Consider the following 18,432-nt stretch of genomic DNA (forward strand, 5'->3'; position numbering starts at 1 on the left):
GGGGGGGGGGATTTTTCCAATCACCCCAAAGTTAAAAGTATTTTTCTAGGCTTGCATAAACTCTTGCTCGATGTTCTCCATCGTGTTTAAACCGATGAACAGCTCTTGCAGCATCCATTTTTACATAAAAATTAGCACTTCTTGTATAGAGTATTTGTATACCCATTGCATCCATAAGATAATGATTTTCACTTTGATATTCTTTATTTTCATACCAAGAATACCCTATATCATAAAAAGGAGTCGAGTAAAGCCCTTCTAAAGGTGTTTGAAATCTTATTCCCAAGGCGCCAGAAACAACATTATCCGCACTTCCCTCACCTTCTAAACAAACACATACACCACAAGGTCTACCTAAAGATACGGATTCACTACTATCTAAAACAGCATCGCTGATAACTTTTTGATAATTAAGTTGAAAAATGTGAGTTAAGCGTTCTTAGAATTGATATTTGTTGCTTAAATTTAAATTCATTTTTCCAAAATTTCCTAAATTTACTTCATTAAATCCAGAAAAATCACCATCATTTTCAACATTACCATATATAAAATTTAAAGTATAACTTAGGACATTATTCTCCAAACCTCTATAAGTTCTTTCTATGCCCAAATTTACACTATTTCTCGCTTTTTCATTGCTTACTAAACCATCAAGATAATAATCTTTAATCTTTTTATGAGTAAAACCCGAAACAAGATATAAAGAATACTCAGTATATAAAAACACAGGATAAGAAAAATTTACTCCAACATTCATAGAGTCCCTATAAAAACTAAGATTTCTATAAATTCTGCCAGGAACATAATGTCCTTGAGTTGCAAATGGAGTAATTTTTAAATTCCCTATAAAAGTACTATAATTAATCCCATAATCTGTTTGATTTTCATCACTATCTTGAAGATAAAAATTTAAGTTATCCCCCTATCTTGCTATATTGTTTAAACTTTGACTCATTCCTGCTCTAAAACGACCTGTTTCTTTAGCCCCATAGTTGTTAGAATATAAAGTTAAAGTTGCACTATCTCACCTTTGTTTACTTCTATAATAACATCGCTTTCTCCACAACCATCACCTGATTGTAAATTAGCATTGGTTTGGATTCCGTATATTTCATTGATTTTATAAATTTCATTTTCCACATTTTTAGTTGTGATAACTTTCCCTTTAAGATTTTTGTTCAATTTACTCTCTAAAGCATAATCTCTGACACCTGAGTTGTTTTTAATAATTGCTTTTCCTAAAAGTTCCAAAAACTATGTTAATTTGCACTTTGTTAGAACTTAAATCTTGCGGTGGTATATAAGCAGTTGCCGAAGGATGGCTACTTAATTGACAATAATAAACTATAATGTTTGTTATATCTTTTAAATTTTGCAAGCTTAACTCTTGGTTGCGATATTCAGCTATTGCATCTTGAATTTCTTTTTCGCTAATTCTTAATTTTTTAAATGTCAAATCTTTATTATCGATATGCAAAACATACTCTCTTACAAAAACCTTAGCTTCATTTTGATCAGTTTGTGAATTTGTAATATTTGTAGTATTTTGCTCTTTAAAATTTACAGGGCTTTTTTGATTTTTTAATGTATTTTTTAAATTTTTATTTTGTGGTTCATTTGCTTCAGGAGAGCTTTCTATAAGCTCTCTTATTTTATTATTATTTAGCTCTTCAGCATGTGAAAATACTTGCAATAAGACTAAAACAACTAAAATTTTTCTCATTTTTATTTCCTATTTTGCATTTACACAAATATTCATTGTCTTAAAATTATCACTTACAATACAACGCAAACCACTACTTCTAGCATCTGCTTCTCCTATTTCCACTTGATCATCATCTTCTTCTTTTTTTGCGTCTACTTCGGTTTGAATTTTTATAGGAGCTTCTACAACCTTTTCAGGAATTTCAGGCGGCAATACAGAAGGTTTGTCTGGATCTTCACCCCCTTGTTTATCTGGCTCATAGATAGATATATTTGGTTTTTCTGGCAATGAGGCTAATTTTCCTTTAAAATTAAAATTTCCAGTGTATACTTTACCATCTACATCTTTACCTTCTATAGAAAAACCTTGAGAATTTAGAATTTCATTTTCAAGCTTATAGCGAAATCCTTCATTTCCACTAAGATCCGCAAACTGCTTTTCAAGAGCTTCTTTTTGTTCTAAAAGTTTTTCATATATAGCCCTTAATGTTTCATCGCTAACTAAGCCTGATTCTTTGATTTTTTCATAGTTTTTATTTTCTTTGTCAAGTTGAGCTAAGGCTTCTTGGTATTTTTGTAATTCTTCTTTAAAACTAGCGAAATAACCTTCGCCGGTTTTGATTTTATCCATAGCAGTTTTCTTTTGCGTCCATTTTTCATAAAGATTGGTATAATTTTTATAATTTTGTTCTTGCGAACCTTGCCATAACTTTAAAAATTCTTGTTCTACTCCCGTATCTTTAAACGCATTTAAGAAATTTAAACTTTGAGTGATTTCACTAGCCTCATCTTTTCCTACCACACCCTTACTATCTGTGTAAGTCCAAGTTTTGGTATCAAAATCATAAGTGTATTTTCCATTCATCAAATCATCTAAAATTCTTTGAAGTAATTTTGGATCAAAGTCGTCTTTGGATAATTTCACAGCATCTGTTACCTTGGTAAAAGAATCAGCAAAAGCATAAGAATTATTATCAAGATATTTTATATCGTTAAATTTCTTTCTTACAGCACTATCAAAATCTTTTTTTTCTGTTACTTCATTATTATATTGCACAGACTTAAAAAATTCTGTCCTTCATCAATGTAACCATTTTCTAAATTATGATAAACATAAATATTACTAAAATTATTATTTACACTAATCCAGGATCACCAATAACTTTTCCAGCTTGTGTTTTATAGTTTCCAGCGCTCAAAATTGCTCCATTTTTATAAAAATAAGTAAGCATTATTAATCTTTAAATTTCCAACTTTTCCAGTAAATCCTCCTGTTTTACTATCATTCCCAGAAGTTATAAGTTTTTCTATGTCATTAACCACAACATTATTAAAATTACCACCATCAATTTGTCTGCCTATGCCACCCACATAAGAACCTTCTTTTGCTACTATACTTATATTATTAATAGCAACATTTGTAAAATTGATAGTGTTATTCCCTCCACTACCATTTCCCCAGCCTATTATTCCGCCAACTTTAGTATTTACAGCTGTATTAATAACGAGATCATTAACAGTCACATTTTCAAAACCCGTATAACTGTTTGCAATATTTTGCCCTACTATACCTCCAACATAAGCATCATAACCAGTTGAAGCAATTTTCAATCCTTGAATATTAAGGTTTCTTATATAGCTATTTTGAACAACTCCAAAAATTCCCACATATTGATTTGATGAATTAATATTAACATTTTTTAAAGCATAACCAGAACCATCGAAAGATTTAGCAAAAGCATTGCTTGTATTATCACCTACTATGTATGTTTTCACGCCACTAAAATCAATATCATCAATCAAACGAAAATGATCAAAAGCTGTTCTAAATTTTTCTTTATTTACATTCCAAAAATCAGCAAATTTATTCCATTCTGTTGCATCCGCAATACTTCCATATTTAGTCCAGTTTTTAACTTTACTACTATCATCAAAACTAAATTTACTACTAGAATTACCCAATAAAGCTCCATTTTCTTCAAAACTTGTTATGCTTTGTTGAATGATAACTTCTTGCTCTGCTTTGGCTACGATATTTTTTGTATCTTTTACCACTCCAGCATCAACATAAACTTTATTACCTTCAAGTTTTAATACATCCAAAGTAATTTTTCCTTTATTGATTTCAACCTTATTTCCTATTAAAACAATATTATCTGCATTGATCTTTCCAAGATTTATAATATTTCCTTGTTTGCTTACATCAAATGCCGGAGAGAAACTAGCTCCTTTCTCTAAAAAAGTTTTGACATTATCATCGCTTAAAGCTGTTGTGCTAGCTACAAATTTTCCCGCAGTAATAGTTCCTGTTTTGCCAATCAAAACTCCCATAGGATTAACTAAAAAGATATTGTTATTCCCTCTATTTAAAGCTCCGTCTATCTTAGAAGCATCTTTTTGATAAGCAATGTTTAGGTAGTTTTGATTTTTGCCGTTAAAATTTACACTTTCATTTTGTCCTATATTAAAACCGCCACCCCATTGGATAACATGATTTTGTCCTTTTCCTGTAATCGTTACAGTATTGCCAGAGGTATGGATAGTCCCACTTGTACCATGAGTGAATTTACCTCCTTGTGGCAAAGCATAAGCTTGAGAAAAGAGCAAAGAACTCACCGCAAATGATAAAACTATATGTTTACTCATCTTTTTTCATGTTACTCTCCTTTAAAGTATGTTGATATAAATTATTTTTGCATCATCTGAAACTTCAAAGCTAAAATTTACATTTTTCAATGTACTTTTAGCCAACTTTTCTATCTTGTTGTAATTAAATTTATTTTTATTATTTTTCATTTTTTCTAACAAATTTTCTAATTCTTGTTGATTTAACAATCTATTGTCACCATCATAAATTCCAACATCACTTTGTATGAGAATATATTTTCCTTTTGTTGGTTTATTTTTAGTAAGAATTTCCATACTTCCATTTGAAGGAAGATTTATAAGTTTTTCTATAGTCAAGATAGGATTTTTTATTTTATTTGATAAAATAAAAGTAAAATTTTCAAAGTTATTTACCACTTCTGATTTGACATCTTGAGTATCTATAATCAAACGATTATTTTTAGAAAAATCTTCTTGATGCGGTAGAATTTGAGTGATTATTTTGCCTTTTTTATTTACTTCATGAAAAACAGAACCAGAAAGCAAATCGATATTTACATCTTTAAAGAAATTTAACTCTCCACCTAAATATAAAGTATTGTTATAAGATTTAAAATTTGAAATATCCGAAGTTCCAGATAGAGCTAAAAATATAGCATCTTGATTTTTATACTCATCTATATTTAAATTAACAAGCTCCATGATATTATCATGAGAATTTGCAGACACTCCAGCTATCAACTCCGCATAACCTTGTCTTTTATCTGAGGCAGTACTAAAAACTGTGTTGTTGATGATGATTTTATTAAAAGCACTTTCTTTATCTGCTTTTATGATGCACGAACTTTCCAGAAGAACAATCTTTAAGCTTTATAAGGTTGTTATTTGCATTTTGAGCTGCTTTTAAAATAATTTTTAAACCCTTTCCTAAAGAACTCGCTTCGATTAGACTCTGAATGAGATTATAATTTATTTTATTATTTGAAACATTTTTAGCATTGATCATCAAACTTAAATTTTTAGATGATTTAATATTTTCAAAATTTACTTCATTATTGTTTGATTCATCAGCGATATAGTCTATACCATCTAGCGTAATTTCACTTGTAATAAAAGCATATAAAGGCAATGAAATAACAGAATCTTTTATACTTAAGGTGTTATTATTTGCTTTTCCACTTAAAGTTCTTGCCACATATACGGTAAATTTATCAGAATAATTTTGTGGAACTTTTTCATAGGTTAAATCATTTTGTATATCAATAACATTAAAATTCGCACCCTCCGTAGCAAAACCTCCGTAAAGATTGTGATAATTTTTTCCATAAAAATTATCACTGATTTTTAAAGGTTTTTTAAGGCGAAATACAATTTTATTTCCATTAGCTTCACCATCATTAGAATACACACCATAGAGGTTTAACGATGCATGTGTTTTAATGTTTTTATCAAGATGATCTAATGAGTTAAAATGATAAACTTCTATAGAATTTTTCTCTGCATTACCCTGTAATGTTCTTCCGCCATAAATTTCTCCAAATAAAACAGCATCATAAAAAGTTATTTTATTTTGCGAATTTACCATTAAATCTAAATTTAAATTTTTAATTATTACGGAATTTTTACTTACATTGTATTTTTTAAGATTATTTACATCAGCTAAAGTACCTAAAATTTCAAAGGTCGAACGAGCTGTATACTCACCATCTGGCCCATGAAGGACGATATTGGCTGAATCGATAAGAACTTTATTGTTTTGTAAATTAGAATTTATGCCAAAAGCTCCCATTAAACGAGTAATTCTTTCATCATAAATATCCTTACCTTCTTCATCTGAAAAATACTGGGAATTATGAAGGTCAATTTTTGTATTTGACTCTAAGATTAATTTATTGTCTTTAGCTTCACCATCAAAAGCTACAGATCCTGAAATATAAGGAGCTCCATTTAAGGGCAAGGTGTAGATATTTTCTACACCCATTATTAATATAGGAGTTTTCTTTTAAAATGGTTTGATTGTTAAATTTCCCCCCCCCCGCCTGTCAGTAAACGCCGCAGTAATTAAATACTTAAAACGATCGCCTTTTTGAGAATTATTAGGTACTCCACAATCCCCTATGCTTGGTTTGCAAAAATACACAGAAGACAATTCTCCATTTTATAATATAAGTTTATTATTTGTTGCATTTGTATTTTGAGCATAAGCTGTTACAATAAAAGGCATAAAATAACTAGGAACAGCTTGAGTATCTGAAAATACGGTTTCTAAAGTGCTAAAAGCTGTTGTGATCTCTTCTTTTAAAGTATCCGGAGTTAAAATTTCAAGCTTGGATAAATTTTTATTTCCAGATTTAGGGTTATTATAAATCATAGTTAAATTTGATATAGGTTTGACTTAGAAGCATAGAAATTTTTTCCATTAATTTTTTAAAAATTTCTGCTTGAGGATCATAAACTTGATTATCCTTAAAAGAATGTTCAGAAATATAAAAATTACTTGTAGCCTGAACCGCCGCAAAACAAACCGAAGAAGATAAAACCACACTACAAACGCCCAAGTCAAATTTTGCATTTGTCTTATTTGTAAAAATTTTAAAATATTTTTTCATCTCATTTCTCATTCAAATAAAATCCTTTTGATTTATCACAAATTGATTATTTACAACACTATCCCGTATGTCTTGAGTTGATTATAAAATAAAATATTAATTTAATATTTTATTTTTCAATATTTAAATTTAATGAAAATTTAACAAATTTTATATTAATATATTATTGAATAAAATTTTATTTCAAATATTAAAAAAATACTTTTATAATTATTTAAATATTATCTAAAAGCACAACATTAATACAACTTTTCTAAAAATTGATCCAGACTTAATTAAATATAAATTTAAAATAAGTATAATTTTAAAACATTTTATATCAAAGGAAAAAAATGAAAAAAATATTAAGCATTGCTCTAGTTGCTTTAGTTGGTTTATTTTTAGGTGCTTGTAGTGATTCTAAAAATAAAGAATCAAATGCAAGTGTAGAATTAAAAGTTGGAACTGCTCCAAATTATAAACCTTTTAATTATAAAGAAAACTCAAAACTTACAGGTTTTGATACCGATTTGGTTGAAGAGATTGCCAAAAAAAATGGTATTAAAATTGTTTGGGTTGAAACCAATTTCGATGGATTGATTCCTGCTTTAAAAGCTGGCAAAATCGATATGATTGCCTCAGCTATGAGCGCAACTGATGAAAGAAGACAAAGTGTTGATTTTACGAAACCTTACTATATGAGTAAAAATCTTTATCTTAAGCTAAAAAACAACGACTCTCTTCAAACAAAGAATGATTTAGAAGGTAAAAAAATAGGAGTTCAACTAGGAACTTTACAAGAAAATACTGCAAAAGCTATCAAAAATGCACAAGTACAAAGCAATAAAGATTTAAACATAGCTGTTTTAGCACTAAAAAACAACAAAATCGATGCTATTGTAGCTGATCAAGATACTGCTAAAGGTTTTTTAGCTGAAAATCCAGAATTGGTAAGTTTCTACCAAGAAACAGATGGAGGAGAAGGCTTTAGTTTTGCTTTTGATAAAAATAAACAAAAAGATATTATTGAAATATTTAACAAAGGCATAGATGAAGCAAAAACTGATGGATTTTATGATACTTTAATTAAAAAATATGAATTAGAATAAGCGTGAATTTTCACGCTTATAGCTTAAAAAGTTAAAATTTCATATTTTCTCTCTTTTGCAATTTTTAAAATTTTTTCATCACCATTACATACAAAGGCTTTGCTAACAGACTCTAGTAAAGGTAAATCATTGATAGAATCACTAAAAAAATAAGAATCTTTCATCCATTTTTCATAATCTTTACCCAAATACTCTTTAAGTCTTAAAACCTTACCTTCTTTAAAGCTATAAACCCCGTAAGCTTTTCCACTAAATTTATCGCCCACACGCTCGCATTTTATGGCTATGCTTTCTCTCACTCCCAAAAAAGAGGCGATTTTTCTAACTAAAAATTCAGCCGTAGCTGAAATTATAATACACCTTTGATCTTGATATTTGATTATAAGTTCTTTAGCTTTTTCATAAGGTTTTATATAAATTTTTATAAATTCATCTACTAAAGATGAAATTCTATCTTCATTTTTACCCTTAACACTTTGAAGAAAAAAAGTCATAAATTCATCCATATCAAGCTTTTTTTCTTGATATTGTTTTTGATAAAAAACGATTTTTTCTAAATATTCTTGAGGTAAAAAACCTTTTTCAACACAAAATTTAAGCCAAAGTTTAGCACTATCGCCTTGTATTAAAGTATCATCTAAATCAAATAAAACAAGCTTCATTTTAACTCTTTTGCTAAAGAAAGATTGAATTTTAAAGCGATTTTATCACCTGCTTCATAAGTACTATGAGTGCTAAAATTTAAAGTATCTACCTTAAATTCAATTTCTTGCACTCTAACCCTATAGCGTATGATATTGCCTAGTAATGATTTTTCTTTGATCTTAGCCTCTAAGCCTTCGTTAGAAATTTCTATGGTTTCAGGACGCAAGGCTATATCTTTTTTAAAATCGTGTTTTAAACCCAAGCTATCAAGCTCTTTAGGGCTTAAAATATTGTAATTTCCTATAAAGCTAGCCACAAAATGAGATTCTGGCAAAAGATAAAGATTGTTTGCGTTGGAATTTTGTATGATTTTACCCTCATTCATTAAAATAATCCTATCGGATAACTCTAAAGCTTCTTCTTGATCGTGCGTTACAAAAATAGTGGTGAGTTCAAGTTCTTTTTGAATTTCTTTAATTTGCACCCTTAAATGCTTACGAATTTTAGCATCAAGTGCCGATAAAGGCTCATCAAGCAAAAGTAAATCAGGTTTAGTCACCAAAGATCTTGCTAAAGCCACTCTTTGCATTTGTCCGCCTGAAAGCTTATGTGGATAAGTTTTAGCGTATTCTTCAAGCTCGACGAGTTTTAACATTTTTTTCACTCTTTTTTCTATGTCCTTTTTATCCATTTTTTTGATCTTTAAACCAAAAGCTACATTTTCAAAAACATTAAGATTTGGAAAAAGAGCGTAATTTTGAAAAACCATACCTATATTTCTTTTTTGAGGACTTAATTTAGTAAGATCTTTATCATTTAAAGAAATTTTTCCTCCATTAATTTGGCTAAGCCCTGCTATACACCTTAAAAGAGTGGATTTTCCACAGCCACTTGGGCCCAAAAGGGTTATAAACTCACCCTTTTTAGCACTAAAATTAATATCTTCAAAAATAATTTTATCCCCATAAGCTTTTTTAAAATTTTTAATCTTTAAATAAGCCATTTTTTACTCCTTAATCAAACTAGCTATAAAAGTTGTTATAAAAATTAACACAAAATAAACTATTACCAAAGCACTAGAATAATGCCCACTTTGATTTTTGATATTATAAAGATAAACTTGCAAAGTCTCATAAGCACTTCCTACAAGAATATTTGCGTATAAAAATTCGCCTATTAAAAAAGAAAAACTTAAAAAAACTGCCACCAAAATTCCATTTCTTAAATTAGGCAAGACAAGCTTAAAAATCGCTCCCATTAAAGAACCTCCAAGCATAGCATTAGATGCGATGAGTTCATTTAAATTGACATTAGACATAGCATTATCTAAAGCCCTATATATAAAAGGCAAAGCTATAGTAAAATAAGTAAAAATGAGTATCCAAGCTGTGCCTCCTATATTGTCAGCACAAAGTTGCAAAAGCCCCACACAGCTAACTATAGGAGGTACAGCAAAAGGCATGATAATAAGTATATTTACAAAGGCTTTTAATTTTAAAAAATAATAATTTAGCACAAAAACCAAAGGAAAAACAAGAATCACAGAAAGTAAAATACTGCCCACACAAACAAGCAAAGAATGCCAAAGAGCAAGTAAAAATCTTTCGTCATGAAAAAGTTCTTGATACCATTTAAGCGTAAGATCATCAGGCAAAACACTTACACCCCAAGAAGTGGAAATAGAATATAAAAAAGTAGCCATTAAAGGCAAAGCTAAAAACAAAAAAACCAAAAACAAAACTGCATAATGATAAATTTTAGCTTTTAAACTCAAATTTTCATTCATTTAAAGCACCTTAAAATTATATTTTTTAGAAAGGAAATTGGCTATAAAGGTAACGACAAGCATGATAATAGTTATAATGATACTTAAAGCACTAGCCATATAAGGATCAAGATTGATATCGCCTGCGATTAAAGCAGCGATTCTTACAGGAGCGACATTAAAATTTCCCGAACTTAAAGCATAAATAGTCGCATAAGCTCCAAAAGCATTGGCAAATAAAATCACAAAAACACCAAACAAAGCAGGAGCGAGCAAAGGCAAAGCTATTTTTAACCAATATAAAAAATTGCCTCCACCTAACATTTTACAAGCATTTAAATGTGAATTTTCAAAACTTTTAAAAGCTGGAAGCAAAAGCAAGATCGCCAAAGGAATTTGAAAATACACATAAACAATATTTACCCCAAAATTAGCATAAACACTAACAAAAGGCTCTATACCTAAATTCTTCAAAAACACATTAACTACACCATTGCTTCCAAGAACTATAATGAAAGCAAAAGCTAAAGGAACTCCTGAAAAATTACTTATCATAGTATTTAAAGAAAAAAGAAATTTACATATTTTTGATGGAGCTAAAATAAATAAAGAATAGCTCGCCAAAAGCCCTATTAAAAGTCCAAAAATACTAGAAATAAAACTGATTTGTAAAGAATTTATAATGCTTTGTAGATAGAATTTGGACTCAAAAATATGTATAAAATTGGCTAAAGAATAAATTTCATCCTCTTCTACATAAAAAGCATTAAAAACAATCCAAATCAAAGGTGCTATCATAAAAAAAGTAAAAACTATAAAAAAAGGTAAAATACTTAAAAAGGCTAGAAATTTTTCTTTCATTTTTTGGCCTTTAAAATTTCATCATTATATCTCTTATCGTGTTTAAGTCCTAAAATTTCACAGACACTGCCACAAATTTCATCCTGTTTTATCTTGGCATTTTCATACGAAAAAGCACTACCAAAAGTGAAAAAAGGCACTAAAATTTCATCTTCGCTTAAGCCTCCATGACTTTTACCCTCTGTCATACCATGATCGCTTGTGATGATTACATTAATACCTTGTTCTAACCAAGTAGGCAAATACTCAGAAATCAAATTATCAACTTTTTTGGTTTTATTAGCATACTCGATAGAGTGTGAGCCAAATTTATGTCCTGCATCATCTATATTCATAGAGTGTATAAGAGTAAAATCTAGATTATATTTGTTTCTTAAATGCTCTCCATCTGCAAATAAATGAGAATCTAAATAATCATCTTCATAATAAAAATGTCCATAAGGTAAAGTTAAATTTTCATCTTCTATATGGCGATGTAAAGAAGGAATAAATTCTTTTTTATTATAAAGCTCAAAAACCCAATGATAAGCTGCGCCTCCAGCTTTTAAGCCTTGTTCTTTGCAAAGGTCAAAAATGCTTATTTGTTTTGAAAAACTCAATTTATTATTAATTATCCCACTTAAAACAGGCTTTACGCCTGTTAATAAGCACTCGTATAAAGGACGAGACATACTAGGAAGTTCGCATTCTAAAGAATAAAATTTGCCTAAATTCTCTTTGCAAAGTGCATTTAAATATCCCATATTTATACTAGTGCTTTTACAATTTAAGCCATCAAGCACAACTAAAATAACTTTGGACATCATTTACTCTTTAAAAAATCTTTTACTTCAAGTAAAATAAACTCATTATCATCAGTCTTATTAGGTTCTCTACTTGAAGAATAAGGAAAGTTATTGTCATTTTCTACGACTATATGAGAGTCATCTACTATATCCACACCTTCTATGGTTTCAAAAGGAAAAACAAATTTATCATTTACCAAAGGCTTTTTAGAAATTTTATTTCTATCCTTAATATTTAAAAGATCTATATAAGAAATTTTTTGAGCTTCATGGGTTTTATCATCTAATTTAACCTTATAAATTCTTTTAAATTGAGCTACATTATTAAAACAATGCTTAGTATCTTCACCTTCTTTGCAAGCCTTATCTTTAATGCCTTCTTTTTGATCTCTTTCTATGATGATGCCGTATTTATCATCTATCATATTAAAATCACCTATGGAATGGCTTTTATCTTCTAAGAAATATTTATAAGTTTTTCCGGTGAATTTTTTATTTTTTACATCAAATTCTATGATTCTTAGATATTCTTTACCTTTTTCATTCTCATAAGCGTTGTTATTATAAATGCTTCCTTCTAAAAGCAAATAAAGTTTAGAACCATCTTTAGAGCTTGCCATAGCTTCAAAACCTTTAGAACGCTTGATATTAAATTTCTCATTTTCTCCATCAGGCTTATCGCTAAATTTTAAACTTGGATTATCAGGAGAAATAAGTTTTTTACCCTCCACATACACATCAAAAACTTCTTTTAAATTCCCATTCTTATCAAAATGAAACAAATAAGGACCAAATTCATCACCTATATAAAATTCATCATTGATAACCTGTATACTCTCAGTATCAAAATCAGCCCCACTTAAATACCTTTCTTTGGTTATTTCGGTGGTTATAGGATAGGGGTATTTTTTATCACTATCTTTAAAAAAAACTGTTTTTAAAAGTTCGTATTTTGAGTTTTTAAAATCAATTTTAAACTCGTGAGCATAAAGCATAGCATCATAAGAATTATACTTTTTACCCAAGCCATTATCACTAATCACCCAAAAAACATCTTTTTTTGGAATATATTTTATCCCACTATGTCCTTGTATAGGTTGATTTTTAAAAGGTAAATAAAAATCTGTCTCCCTGTTTCCCTTAGATTTAAAAGTTCCAATTTTTTCTTCTCTAGTGATATTTGCAAATTTCCCATAAGTTTTAAAAAAATCAGGAGCATCCTTAGGAGGTTTTGCTGTACTTTTAGAATCTATGATAATATGCCCTGCTAAATTGGCCTCATACTCTTGAACTCCAAATAAAACACTGCAAAGCATAGCACTTGTTAAAATAACCTTTTTCATCCAATCTCCTTTATTTCATATCCACTATAACTTTTTCTTGCCAAAGTTGTGGCAATTCTTTAGCGCTTTTTTCCCAAGCTTTTTGATCTTTGATTGCTCTTGCATTTTTGTATTGCTCACTTGGTAAAAGTTTAGCTTTTATATCATCTGGCAAGGTAATATGATCAATTCTTATTGGCCTTGCATAACCTTTTGCTAGATTGATTTGTCCTTTATCAGAAAGTATAAACTCACGGGCTAATTTAGCCGCATTTGGATGTTTTGCGTATTTATTGATAATAGTTGTATAACCCGAAATAACACTACCATCAGCAGGGATTAAAACTTCATAACGATCTTTGCCCACTTTATCTCTATAGCCTAAACCATTAAAATCCCAAACTAAACCCACTTCAACTTCACCTTTTTCAAGATTGGCTATACTTACATCATTATTTACAAGTCTTCCTTGTTTGGCTAAAGTATTAAAAAAAGCTAAAGCAGGACTTAAATCTTTTTCATCCCCACCTAAGGCATAATTAGCTGCTAAAACTGCACTCACAGCTTGAGCCGCTACACTTACATCACCTACGGTAATTTTATAATTTCCCTTAAGCAAATCTTGCCAAGTTTTAGGTATATCTTTTACTACATCTTTATTGACTATAAAAGCTATGGTTCCTGTATAAGCTAAAAGCCAATTTCCATCTTTATCTTTAGCCCAAGTTGGAATTTGATCCCAGTAACTTGTCTTAAAAGGCTGAGCTACTCCTTGTTTAACCGCTATCTCTCCAAAAGAAGCCCCTACATCCCCTATATCACCGCTTGCATTTTTCTTTTCGGCTTTAAATTTAGCAATTTCTTGAGCTGAACTCATATCTGTATCGCTATGTTCTATGCCATAAAGATTTTTAAGATCTGCCCAAGTATCCTTCCAATTTGCCCAAGTATCAGGCATAGCTAAAGAATTTACCCTACCTTCTGCTTGCGCAGCTTTAATCAAATTCTCATCAATAGCTTGTGAATTTGAAAACAATAAAGCAACAAGACCTAAACTTAAGAAAAATTTCTTACTCATTTTTTTCCTTTCAAAAAATATTTTGGAAATTTAATGAGTTTTAGAAACATTTTAGAAACAAGTTAATTTTTAAGCAAACAAGGTTATAATTTTAAAGTCATAAACAAGGAGCGATCATGCTTTATATTTATATCAAAACTCAAAATGCTTTAGTTCAAAGAATCAATTTTAATCTCGATAGTCAAGAACTACCGCAAAATATTTTATGGATTGATTTACTTCATCCAAGTGCAGCAGAAATTGCTTTTATATCAAGTGAATTTAATCTTGAGTTTCCTACAAAAGAAGAAAGGGAAGAAATAGAGCTTAGCGCAAAATATTGGGAAGATAATGCGACAATAACCATCAATGCTCATTTTTTAGTAAGAGATCTTAAAAGTGATGAAGAGGATAGGAATTTAATCAAGCTTCGCACAGAAATTGTTACTTTTGCTACCGCTAAAAATATCTTATTTACTATAAGATATAACGAATTTAGCACTTTTGAAGAAATTCAAGCAAGGATTTTAGCTAGTCCGAAGAATTTTGAAGATGGTTTTGATATTATTGATAAAATGTTTGAAGTACGCGTTGAAAAAGATGCGGATTTACTAGAATGGATAGATAAAGAAGCAAGACGCTTAAGAACAAGTGTTTTAGAAAAAAAAGATGAATATAGTTATGATGAAATGCTAAAGGATATTTCAAGTTTGCAAGAGCTTAATATGCGCGTAAGAGATTCTTTATTTGATAAGCGTCGTGCTATGACTTCTTTGCTAAAAAGCGATAAAATCGATAAAGATATAAAACAAAATCTCACTATAGTTTTAAAAGACTTAAATTCTTTGGTTGAATTTAGTGTTTCGCAACTTAATATCTTAGATAATATCCAAACCATTTTAGCCAGCCAAATCAACATAGAACAAAACAAAATCATTAAAATTTTTACCGTTGCAACTGTTGCCATGATGCCACCTACTTTAATAGGAACTGTTTATGGTATGAATTTTAAATTCATGCCCGAACTTGAACTTCACTATGCTTATCCCATAGTGCTTGGCGTGATGGTAGTTTCTATCATTTTACCTTTGGTTGTTTTCAAGAAAAAAGGATGGTTATAAAAATTTATTAAGGAGAAACAATGGATACAATAAACATAGGAATTTTGACCCTAAGCGATAGAGCAAGTAGTGGTATATATGAAGATAAAGCTACTACTGAAATTGAAAGAGTGTTAAATTCATATATAAAAAATGATATTATTTATCATAAAGAATTAATCCCTGATGATTATGATTTGATCATTAAAAAATTACTTTATCTAGCAGATGAAAAAAAATGTGATTTGATTGTTACAAGCGGAGGGACAGGTCCAGCACTTCGTGATGTAACCCCAGAAGCCACGGAAGCCGTGTGTGATAAAATGATGCCAGGTTTTGGAGAACTTATGCGCTTAGAAAGTTTAAAATATGTCCCAACAGCTATACTTTCAAGACAGAGTGCAGGAATTCGCAATAAATCTTTTATCATTAATTTACCAGGAAATCCTAAGGCTATAAAAGAATGCCTAGAGCCTGTTTTTCCGGCTATACCTTACTGTATCGATTTGATAGAAGGCGCTTATATAGAAGCAAATGATGAAGTTATTAAGGTTTTTCGCCCTAAGAAAAAATGTTAAAATTTATTAGCTTTAACAAGCCTGCTTAATTGTCTAGCAAGCAGACTTGCTGAAGCCTCATCTTTACTTATCTTTTGTACTTTATTTTTAAACTTACAAAGCCTGTCATCTAAAATCACATCATTGATTGGAATTTTAGGCTTTTCTTTTTGCTTTTGTGAAATCTTTTTCTTAAAAAACATTCTTTAATCCTTTTTTTTATAAATATACACCAACTTAGTTGAAAAGAATATTATTTTAGATTTTAAACTATTAACTTTATTTCATTATTTTAAGCTAGAATTCGCAAAAAACCAATCAAGGAAAAATAATGACTTTAATTGCAATTTTATGTCTTTACACAGCACTTTTATCTTGGATTTCCTATGCTCAAATTCGTTTCTTAGAAAGAGAAAAAGACAAACAAGCTCAAATTTTAAGCGAAAAAGACTATCAAAATGCAGCAGATATTGCCATCGAAAATGAAAAATTTAAACTATTTTCCAATTTTTATAATTTAATCATCAATATTGCATGGATAGGTTTTGGATTTTTATATCTTAAAGAATTGCTTATCTCAAGCAACACTCGTTTTGAAAATACTTTATTTTTATTATCTTTTTTAATAATCACAAGTATTTTAAATCTACCTTTAAGTATTTATGAAAGTTTTATCAAAGATAAAGCCCATGGTTTTTCAAATATGACTGTAAAACTTTTTATCAAAGATACTATGAAAAGTCTTATTTTAACTTTAATATTTGGATTTTTAATCCTTTATGCTTTGCTTTTTTGCTATGATTTTTTTGGAACTTTTTGGTGGATTGCGGCCTTTATTTTTGCCTTTTGTATTATAGTGATTATAAATCTCATCTACCCTACCTTAATAGCACCTATTTTTAATAAAATGAAAAAACTAGACGATGAAAATTTGCTGAAAAAAATCAGCTCTTTGATGAAACAATGTGGGTTTAGTGCAAATGGGGTTTATGTTATTGATGCAAGCAAAAGAGATAAGCGTTTAAATGCTTATTTTGGTGGACTTTTTAAAAGCAAAAGAGTGGTGCTTTTTGATACATTATTAAAAGCCTTAAACGAAAGAGAACTTTTAGCTGTTTTAGGACATGAGCTTGGACATTTTGTTCATAAGGATATTATCAAAGCTTTATTTAACGGCGTTATAACTATGTTTTTACTTTTTTTTGTTTTTGCAAATTTACCTGAATTTGTTTACTTAGAAAGTCATCTAGAAGGAGTAAATGGTGGCGTGTTTGCTCTTTTATTTATCTTGGCAAATATTTTTAGCTTTTTAATCTCTCCTATACTTAACGCCTTAAGTAGAAAAAATGAATTTGCAGCTGATCAACACGGAGCTAAAGTTACAAGCAAAGAAGATATGAAAAATGCATTGATAGCTCTAGCAAGAGAAAATAAAGCTTTTATCAAAACAAGTAAAATATATGCATTTTTTTATCTCAGTCATCCAAGTATTAGTGATAGAATCAAGGCTCTTTCTTGACTATAAAAAATGCTCTTATGGAAGCTAAATCTAGCTTAAAAGGTTATGAAAATGAAGCAGTATTTATACTCTGTGAATATCTAAAAAAAGATAAAGCTTGGTTATTTTTAAACCAAGATATACAAATAGATCATGAACCTTATTTTGAGCTTATAAAGCGTTTTAAATCTGGAGAACCTTTTGAATATATATTTGAAAAAGTAGATTTTTGGGGCTTAGAATTTAAGATAAAAAAAGGTATTCTAATCCCTCGCTACGATAGTGAAATTTTACTTTTTCAAATTTTAAATTTATGCAAAAAAAATACTTTTAATGGGATTTTAGAAATAGGATTTGGAAGCGGAATTTTAAGCATTGTTTTAGCCAAAGAACTTGGGTTAAAAATCACAGCCTGTGATATCAATCCCAAAGCCTTAGAATTAGCTTTAGAGAATGCCAAATTACACAAAGTCGATCACTTGATTGACTTTAAACTTTGTAATTTTAAGCAAATTAAAGAAAATTATGATTTTATTTTTTCAAATCCACCCTATATTAAAAATTCATATCCTATAGATATTTGGGTGCAAAAAGAACCCAAAGAGGCTTTATTTGGCGGAGAAAAAGGATATGAAATTCTAGAAGAAATCATACATTTTTCCCTTGATAAAAAAGTTAAATTTTTAGCTTGCGAATTTGGCTATGATCAAAAAGAAATTTTGGAAAAAATTTTATATCAAAATAATTTCATTGTTGATTTTTTCAAAGATGAACAAGGTTATAATCGTGCTTTTATAGCTAAATTTACGAATATGCGTTATGATAAAAAATAAA

19 protein-coding genes and 2 pseudogenes are annotated in these 18,432 nt (G+C 29.3%); 5 read left to right on the forward strand and 16 right to left on the reverse strand.

The window, feature by feature from the left end; genetic code table 11:
* Positions 1-31: 31 nt before the first annotated feature.
* The 8 genes and pseudogenes from AJ889_RS09565 to AJ889_RS02815 all read right to left on the reverse strand — a co-directional run bounded on the left by AJ889_RS09565 (position 32) and on the right by AJ889_RS02815 (position 6,920).
* Entirely contained in the window at positions 32-286 is a 255-nt protein-coding gene (locus AJ889_RS09565) for a hypothetical protein (RefSeq protein WP_002867991.1), read from the reverse strand.
* Between the two features lie 153 nt (positions 287-439).
* Positions 440-757 (reverse strand): hypothetical protein, encoded by a 318-nt coding sequence (locus AJ889_RS09570; protein ID WP_050552359.1) that lies wholly within the window; start codon positions 755-757, stop codon positions 440-442.
* A gap of 251 nt (positions 758-1,008) precedes the next feature.
* The gene (locus AJ889_RS09575) at positions 1,009-1,251 is read right to left on the reverse strand and encodes a hypothetical protein (protein WP_021358035.1); all 243 of its coding nucleotides are present in this window, start codon (positions 1,249-1,251) and stop codon (positions 1,009-1,011) included.
* Positions 1,223-1,723, reverse strand: coding sequence for a POTRA domain-containing protein (locus AJ889_RS09580; protein WP_074484731.1), 501 nt, complete (start codon positions 1,721-1,723; stop codon positions 1,223-1,225). The genes AJ889_RS09575 and AJ889_RS09580 overlap by 29 nt, the downstream gene beginning before the upstream one ends.
* Positions 1,724-1,732: 9 nt before the next feature.
* Positions 1,733-2,761: a hypothetical protein gene (locus AJ889_RS02785; RefSeq protein ID WP_032584798.1), complete on the reverse strand. Its 1,029-nt coding sequence runs from the start codon at positions 2,759-2,761 to the stop codon at positions 1,733-1,735.
* A 155-nt stretch (positions 2,762-2,916) separates the two neighbouring features.
* On the reverse strand, positions 2,917-4,350 hold the full coding sequence (locus AJ889_RS02805; protein WP_168377382.1) for a filamentous hemagglutinin N-terminal domain-containing protein: 1,434 nt from the start codon (positions 4,348-4,350) through the stop codon (positions 2,917-2,919).
* A 21-nt stretch (positions 4,351-4,371) separates the two neighbouring features.
* A pseudogene (locus AJ889_RS02810) lies at positions 4,372-6,292 on the reverse strand (hypothetical protein).
* A pseudogene (locus tag AJ889_RS02815) lies at positions 6,222-6,920 on the reverse strand (hypothetical protein). The pseudogenes AJ889_RS02810 and AJ889_RS02815 overlap by 71 nt, the downstream one beginning before the upstream one ends.
* Positions 6,921-7,252: 332 nt before the next feature.
* On the opposite strand from AJ889_RS02815, the gene AJ889_RS02820 reads away from it, so the two are divergent.
* Complete coding sequence (locus AJ889_RS02820) at positions 7,253-8,008, forward strand: basic amino acid ABC transporter substrate-binding protein (protein ID WP_002854837.1); 756 nt, start codon at positions 7,253-7,255, stop codon at positions 8,006-8,008.
* A gap of 23 nt (positions 8,009-8,031) precedes the next feature.
* Here AJ889_RS02820 and AJ889_RS02825 read toward each other — a convergent pair whose 3' ends face one another.
* From AJ889_RS02825 to AJ889_RS02855, 7 genes are read right to left on the reverse strand one after another with little or no spacing between them, the layout of a single operon-like run.
* Positions 8,032-8,670: an HAD family phosphatase gene (locus AJ889_RS02825; protein WP_002854882.1), complete on the reverse strand. Its 639-nt coding sequence runs from the start codon at positions 8,668-8,670 to the stop codon at positions 8,032-8,034.
* On the reverse strand, positions 8,667-9,656 hold the full coding sequence (locus tag AJ889_RS02830; RefSeq protein WP_002776579.1) for an ABC transporter ATP-binding protein: 990 nt from the start codon (positions 9,654-9,656) through the stop codon (positions 8,667-8,669). Before AJ889_RS02830 ends, AJ889_RS02825 begins: the two co-directional genes overlap by 4 nt.
* Positions 9,657-9,659: 3 nt before the next feature.
* On the reverse strand, positions 9,660-10,439 hold the full coding sequence (locus tag AJ889_RS02835; protein ID WP_002867838.1) for an ABC transporter permease: 780 nt from the start codon (positions 10,437-10,439) through the stop codon (positions 9,660-9,662).
* The gene (locus AJ889_RS02840; RefSeq protein ID WP_070293244.1) at positions 10,440-11,279 is read right to left on the reverse strand and encodes an ABC transporter permease subunit; all 840 of its coding nucleotides are present in this window, start codon (positions 11,277-11,279) and stop codon (positions 10,440-10,442) included. It lies immediately after the preceding gene.
* Complete coding sequence (locus AJ889_RS02845) at positions 11,276-12,085, reverse strand: alkaline phosphatase family protein (RefSeq protein ID WP_002860040.1); 810 nt, start codon at positions 12,083-12,085, stop codon at positions 11,276-11,278. Before AJ889_RS02845 ends, AJ889_RS02840 begins: the two co-directional genes overlap by 4 nt.
* Complete coding sequence (locus AJ889_RS02850) at positions 12,082-13,407, reverse strand: esterase-like activity of phytase family protein (RefSeq protein WP_070293246.1); 1,326 nt, start codon at positions 13,405-13,407, stop codon at positions 12,082-12,084. Before AJ889_RS02850 ends, AJ889_RS02845 begins: the two co-directional genes overlap by 4 nt.
* 10 nt (positions 13,408-13,417) lie before the next feature.
* The gene (locus AJ889_RS02855) at positions 13,418-14,464 is read right to left on the reverse strand and encodes an ABC transporter substrate-binding protein (protein WP_002776559.1); all 1,047 of its coding nucleotides are present in this window, start codon (positions 14,462-14,464) and stop codon (positions 13,418-13,420) included.
* Positions 14,465-14,580: 116 nt separating this feature from the next.
* Between AJ889_RS02855 and corA the strand changes: the two genes are divergently transcribed.
* Complete coding sequence (gene corA / locus AJ889_RS02860) at positions 14,581-15,564, forward strand: magnesium/cobalt transporter CorA (protein WP_002854937.1); 984 nt, start codon at positions 14,581-14,583, stop codon at positions 15,562-15,564.
* 20 nt (positions 15,565-15,584) lie between these two features.
* Positions 15,585-16,121, forward strand: a complete 537-nt coding sequence (gene mog, locus AJ889_RS02865) for a molybdopterin adenylyltransferase (RefSeq protein ID WP_002867842.1) — start codon at positions 15,585-15,587, stop codon at positions 16,119-16,121.
* Here mog and AJ889_RS02870 read toward each other — a convergent pair.
* Entirely contained in the window at positions 16,118-16,303 is a 186-nt protein-coding gene (locus AJ889_RS02870) for a hypothetical protein (protein WP_002867843.1), read from the reverse strand. The two genes, mog and AJ889_RS02870, sit on opposite strands and share 4 nt — an antisense overlap.
* A 128-nt stretch (positions 16,304-16,431) precedes the next feature.
* Between AJ889_RS02870 and AJ889_RS02875 the strand changes: the two genes are divergently transcribed.
* Both AJ889_RS02875 and AJ889_RS02880 read left to right on the forward strand, forming a co-directional pair.
* Entirely contained in the window at positions 16,432-17,619 is a 1,188-nt protein-coding gene (locus tag AJ889_RS02875) for a M48 family metallopeptidase (protein ID WP_032584659.1), read from the forward strand.
* Positions 17,616-18,431, forward strand: a complete 816-nt coding sequence (locus AJ889_RS02880) for a HemK/PrmC family methyltransferase (protein ID WP_002852083.1) — start codon at positions 17,616-17,618, stop codon at positions 18,429-18,431. Before AJ889_RS02875 ends, AJ889_RS02880 begins: the two co-directional genes overlap by 4 nt.
* The last annotated feature ends 1 nt before the right edge of the window (position 18,432 follow it).

The sequence above is a fragment of the Campylobacter sp. BCW_6468 genome, from assembly GCF_001762865.1.
Classification (GTDB): Bacteria; Campylobacterota; Campylobacteria; order Campylobacterales; family Campylobacteraceae; genus Campylobacter_D; species Campylobacter_D jejuni.

Excerpts from the sequence above, each read along its gene's own strand:
- AJ889_RS09570 (WP_050552359.1), bottom strand. The coding sequence starts at position 757 with ATGAATGTTGGAGTAAATTTTTCTTATCCTGTGTTTTTATATACTGAG.
- AJ889_RS09580 (WP_074484731.1), bottom strand. The coding sequence starts at position 1,723 with ATGAGAAAAATTTTAGTTGTTTTAGTCTTATTGCAAGTATTTTCACAT.
- AJ889_RS02805 (WP_168377382.1), bottom strand. The coding sequence starts at position 4,350 with ATGAGTAAACATATAGTTTTATCATTTGCGGTGAGTTCTTTGCTCTTT.
- AJ889_RS02820 (WP_002854837.1), top strand. The coding sequence starts at position 7,253 with ATGAAAAAAATATTAAGCATTGCTCTAGTTGCTTTAGTTGGTTTATTT.
- AJ889_RS02825 (WP_002854882.1), bottom strand. The coding sequence starts at position 8,670 with ATGAAGCTTGTTTTATTTGATTTAGATGATACTTTAATACAAGGCGAT.
- AJ889_RS02830 (WP_002776579.1), bottom strand. The coding sequence starts at position 9,656 with ATGGCTTATTTAAAGATTAAAAATTTTAAAAAAGCTTATGGGGATAAA.
- AJ889_RS02835 (WP_002867838.1), bottom strand. The coding sequence starts at position 10,439 with ATGAATGAAAATTTGAGTTTAAAAGCTAAAATTTATCATTATGCAGTT.
- AJ889_RS02840 (WP_070293244.1), bottom strand. The coding sequence starts at position 11,279 with ATGAAAGAAAAATTTCTAGCCTTTTTAAGTATTTTACCTTTTTTTATA.
- AJ889_RS02845 (WP_002860040.1), bottom strand. The coding sequence starts at position 12,085 with ATGATGTCCAAAGTTATTTTAGTTGTGCTTGATGGCTTAAATTGTAAA.
- AJ889_RS02850 (WP_070293246.1), bottom strand. The coding sequence starts at position 13,407 with ATGAAAAAGGTTATTTTAACAAGTGCTATGCTTTGCAGTGTTTTATTT.
- AJ889_RS02855 (WP_002776559.1), bottom strand. The coding sequence starts at position 14,464 with ATGAGTAAGAAATTTTTCTTAAGTTTAGGTCTTGTTGCTTTATTGTTT.
- corA (WP_002854937.1), top strand. The coding sequence starts at position 14,581 with ATGCTTTATATTTATATCAAAACTCAAAATGCTTTAGTTCAAAGAATC.
- mog (WP_002867842.1), top strand. The coding sequence starts at position 15,585 with ATGGATACAATAAACATAGGAATTTTGACCCTAAGCGATAGAGCAAGT.
- AJ889_RS02870 (WP_002867843.1), bottom strand. The coding sequence starts at position 16,303 with ATGTTTTTTAAGAAAAAGATTTCACAAAAGCAAAAAGAAAAGCCTAAA.
- AJ889_RS02875 (WP_032584659.1), top strand. The coding sequence starts at position 16,432 with ATGACTTTAATTGCAATTTTATGTCTTTACACAGCACTTTTATCTTGG.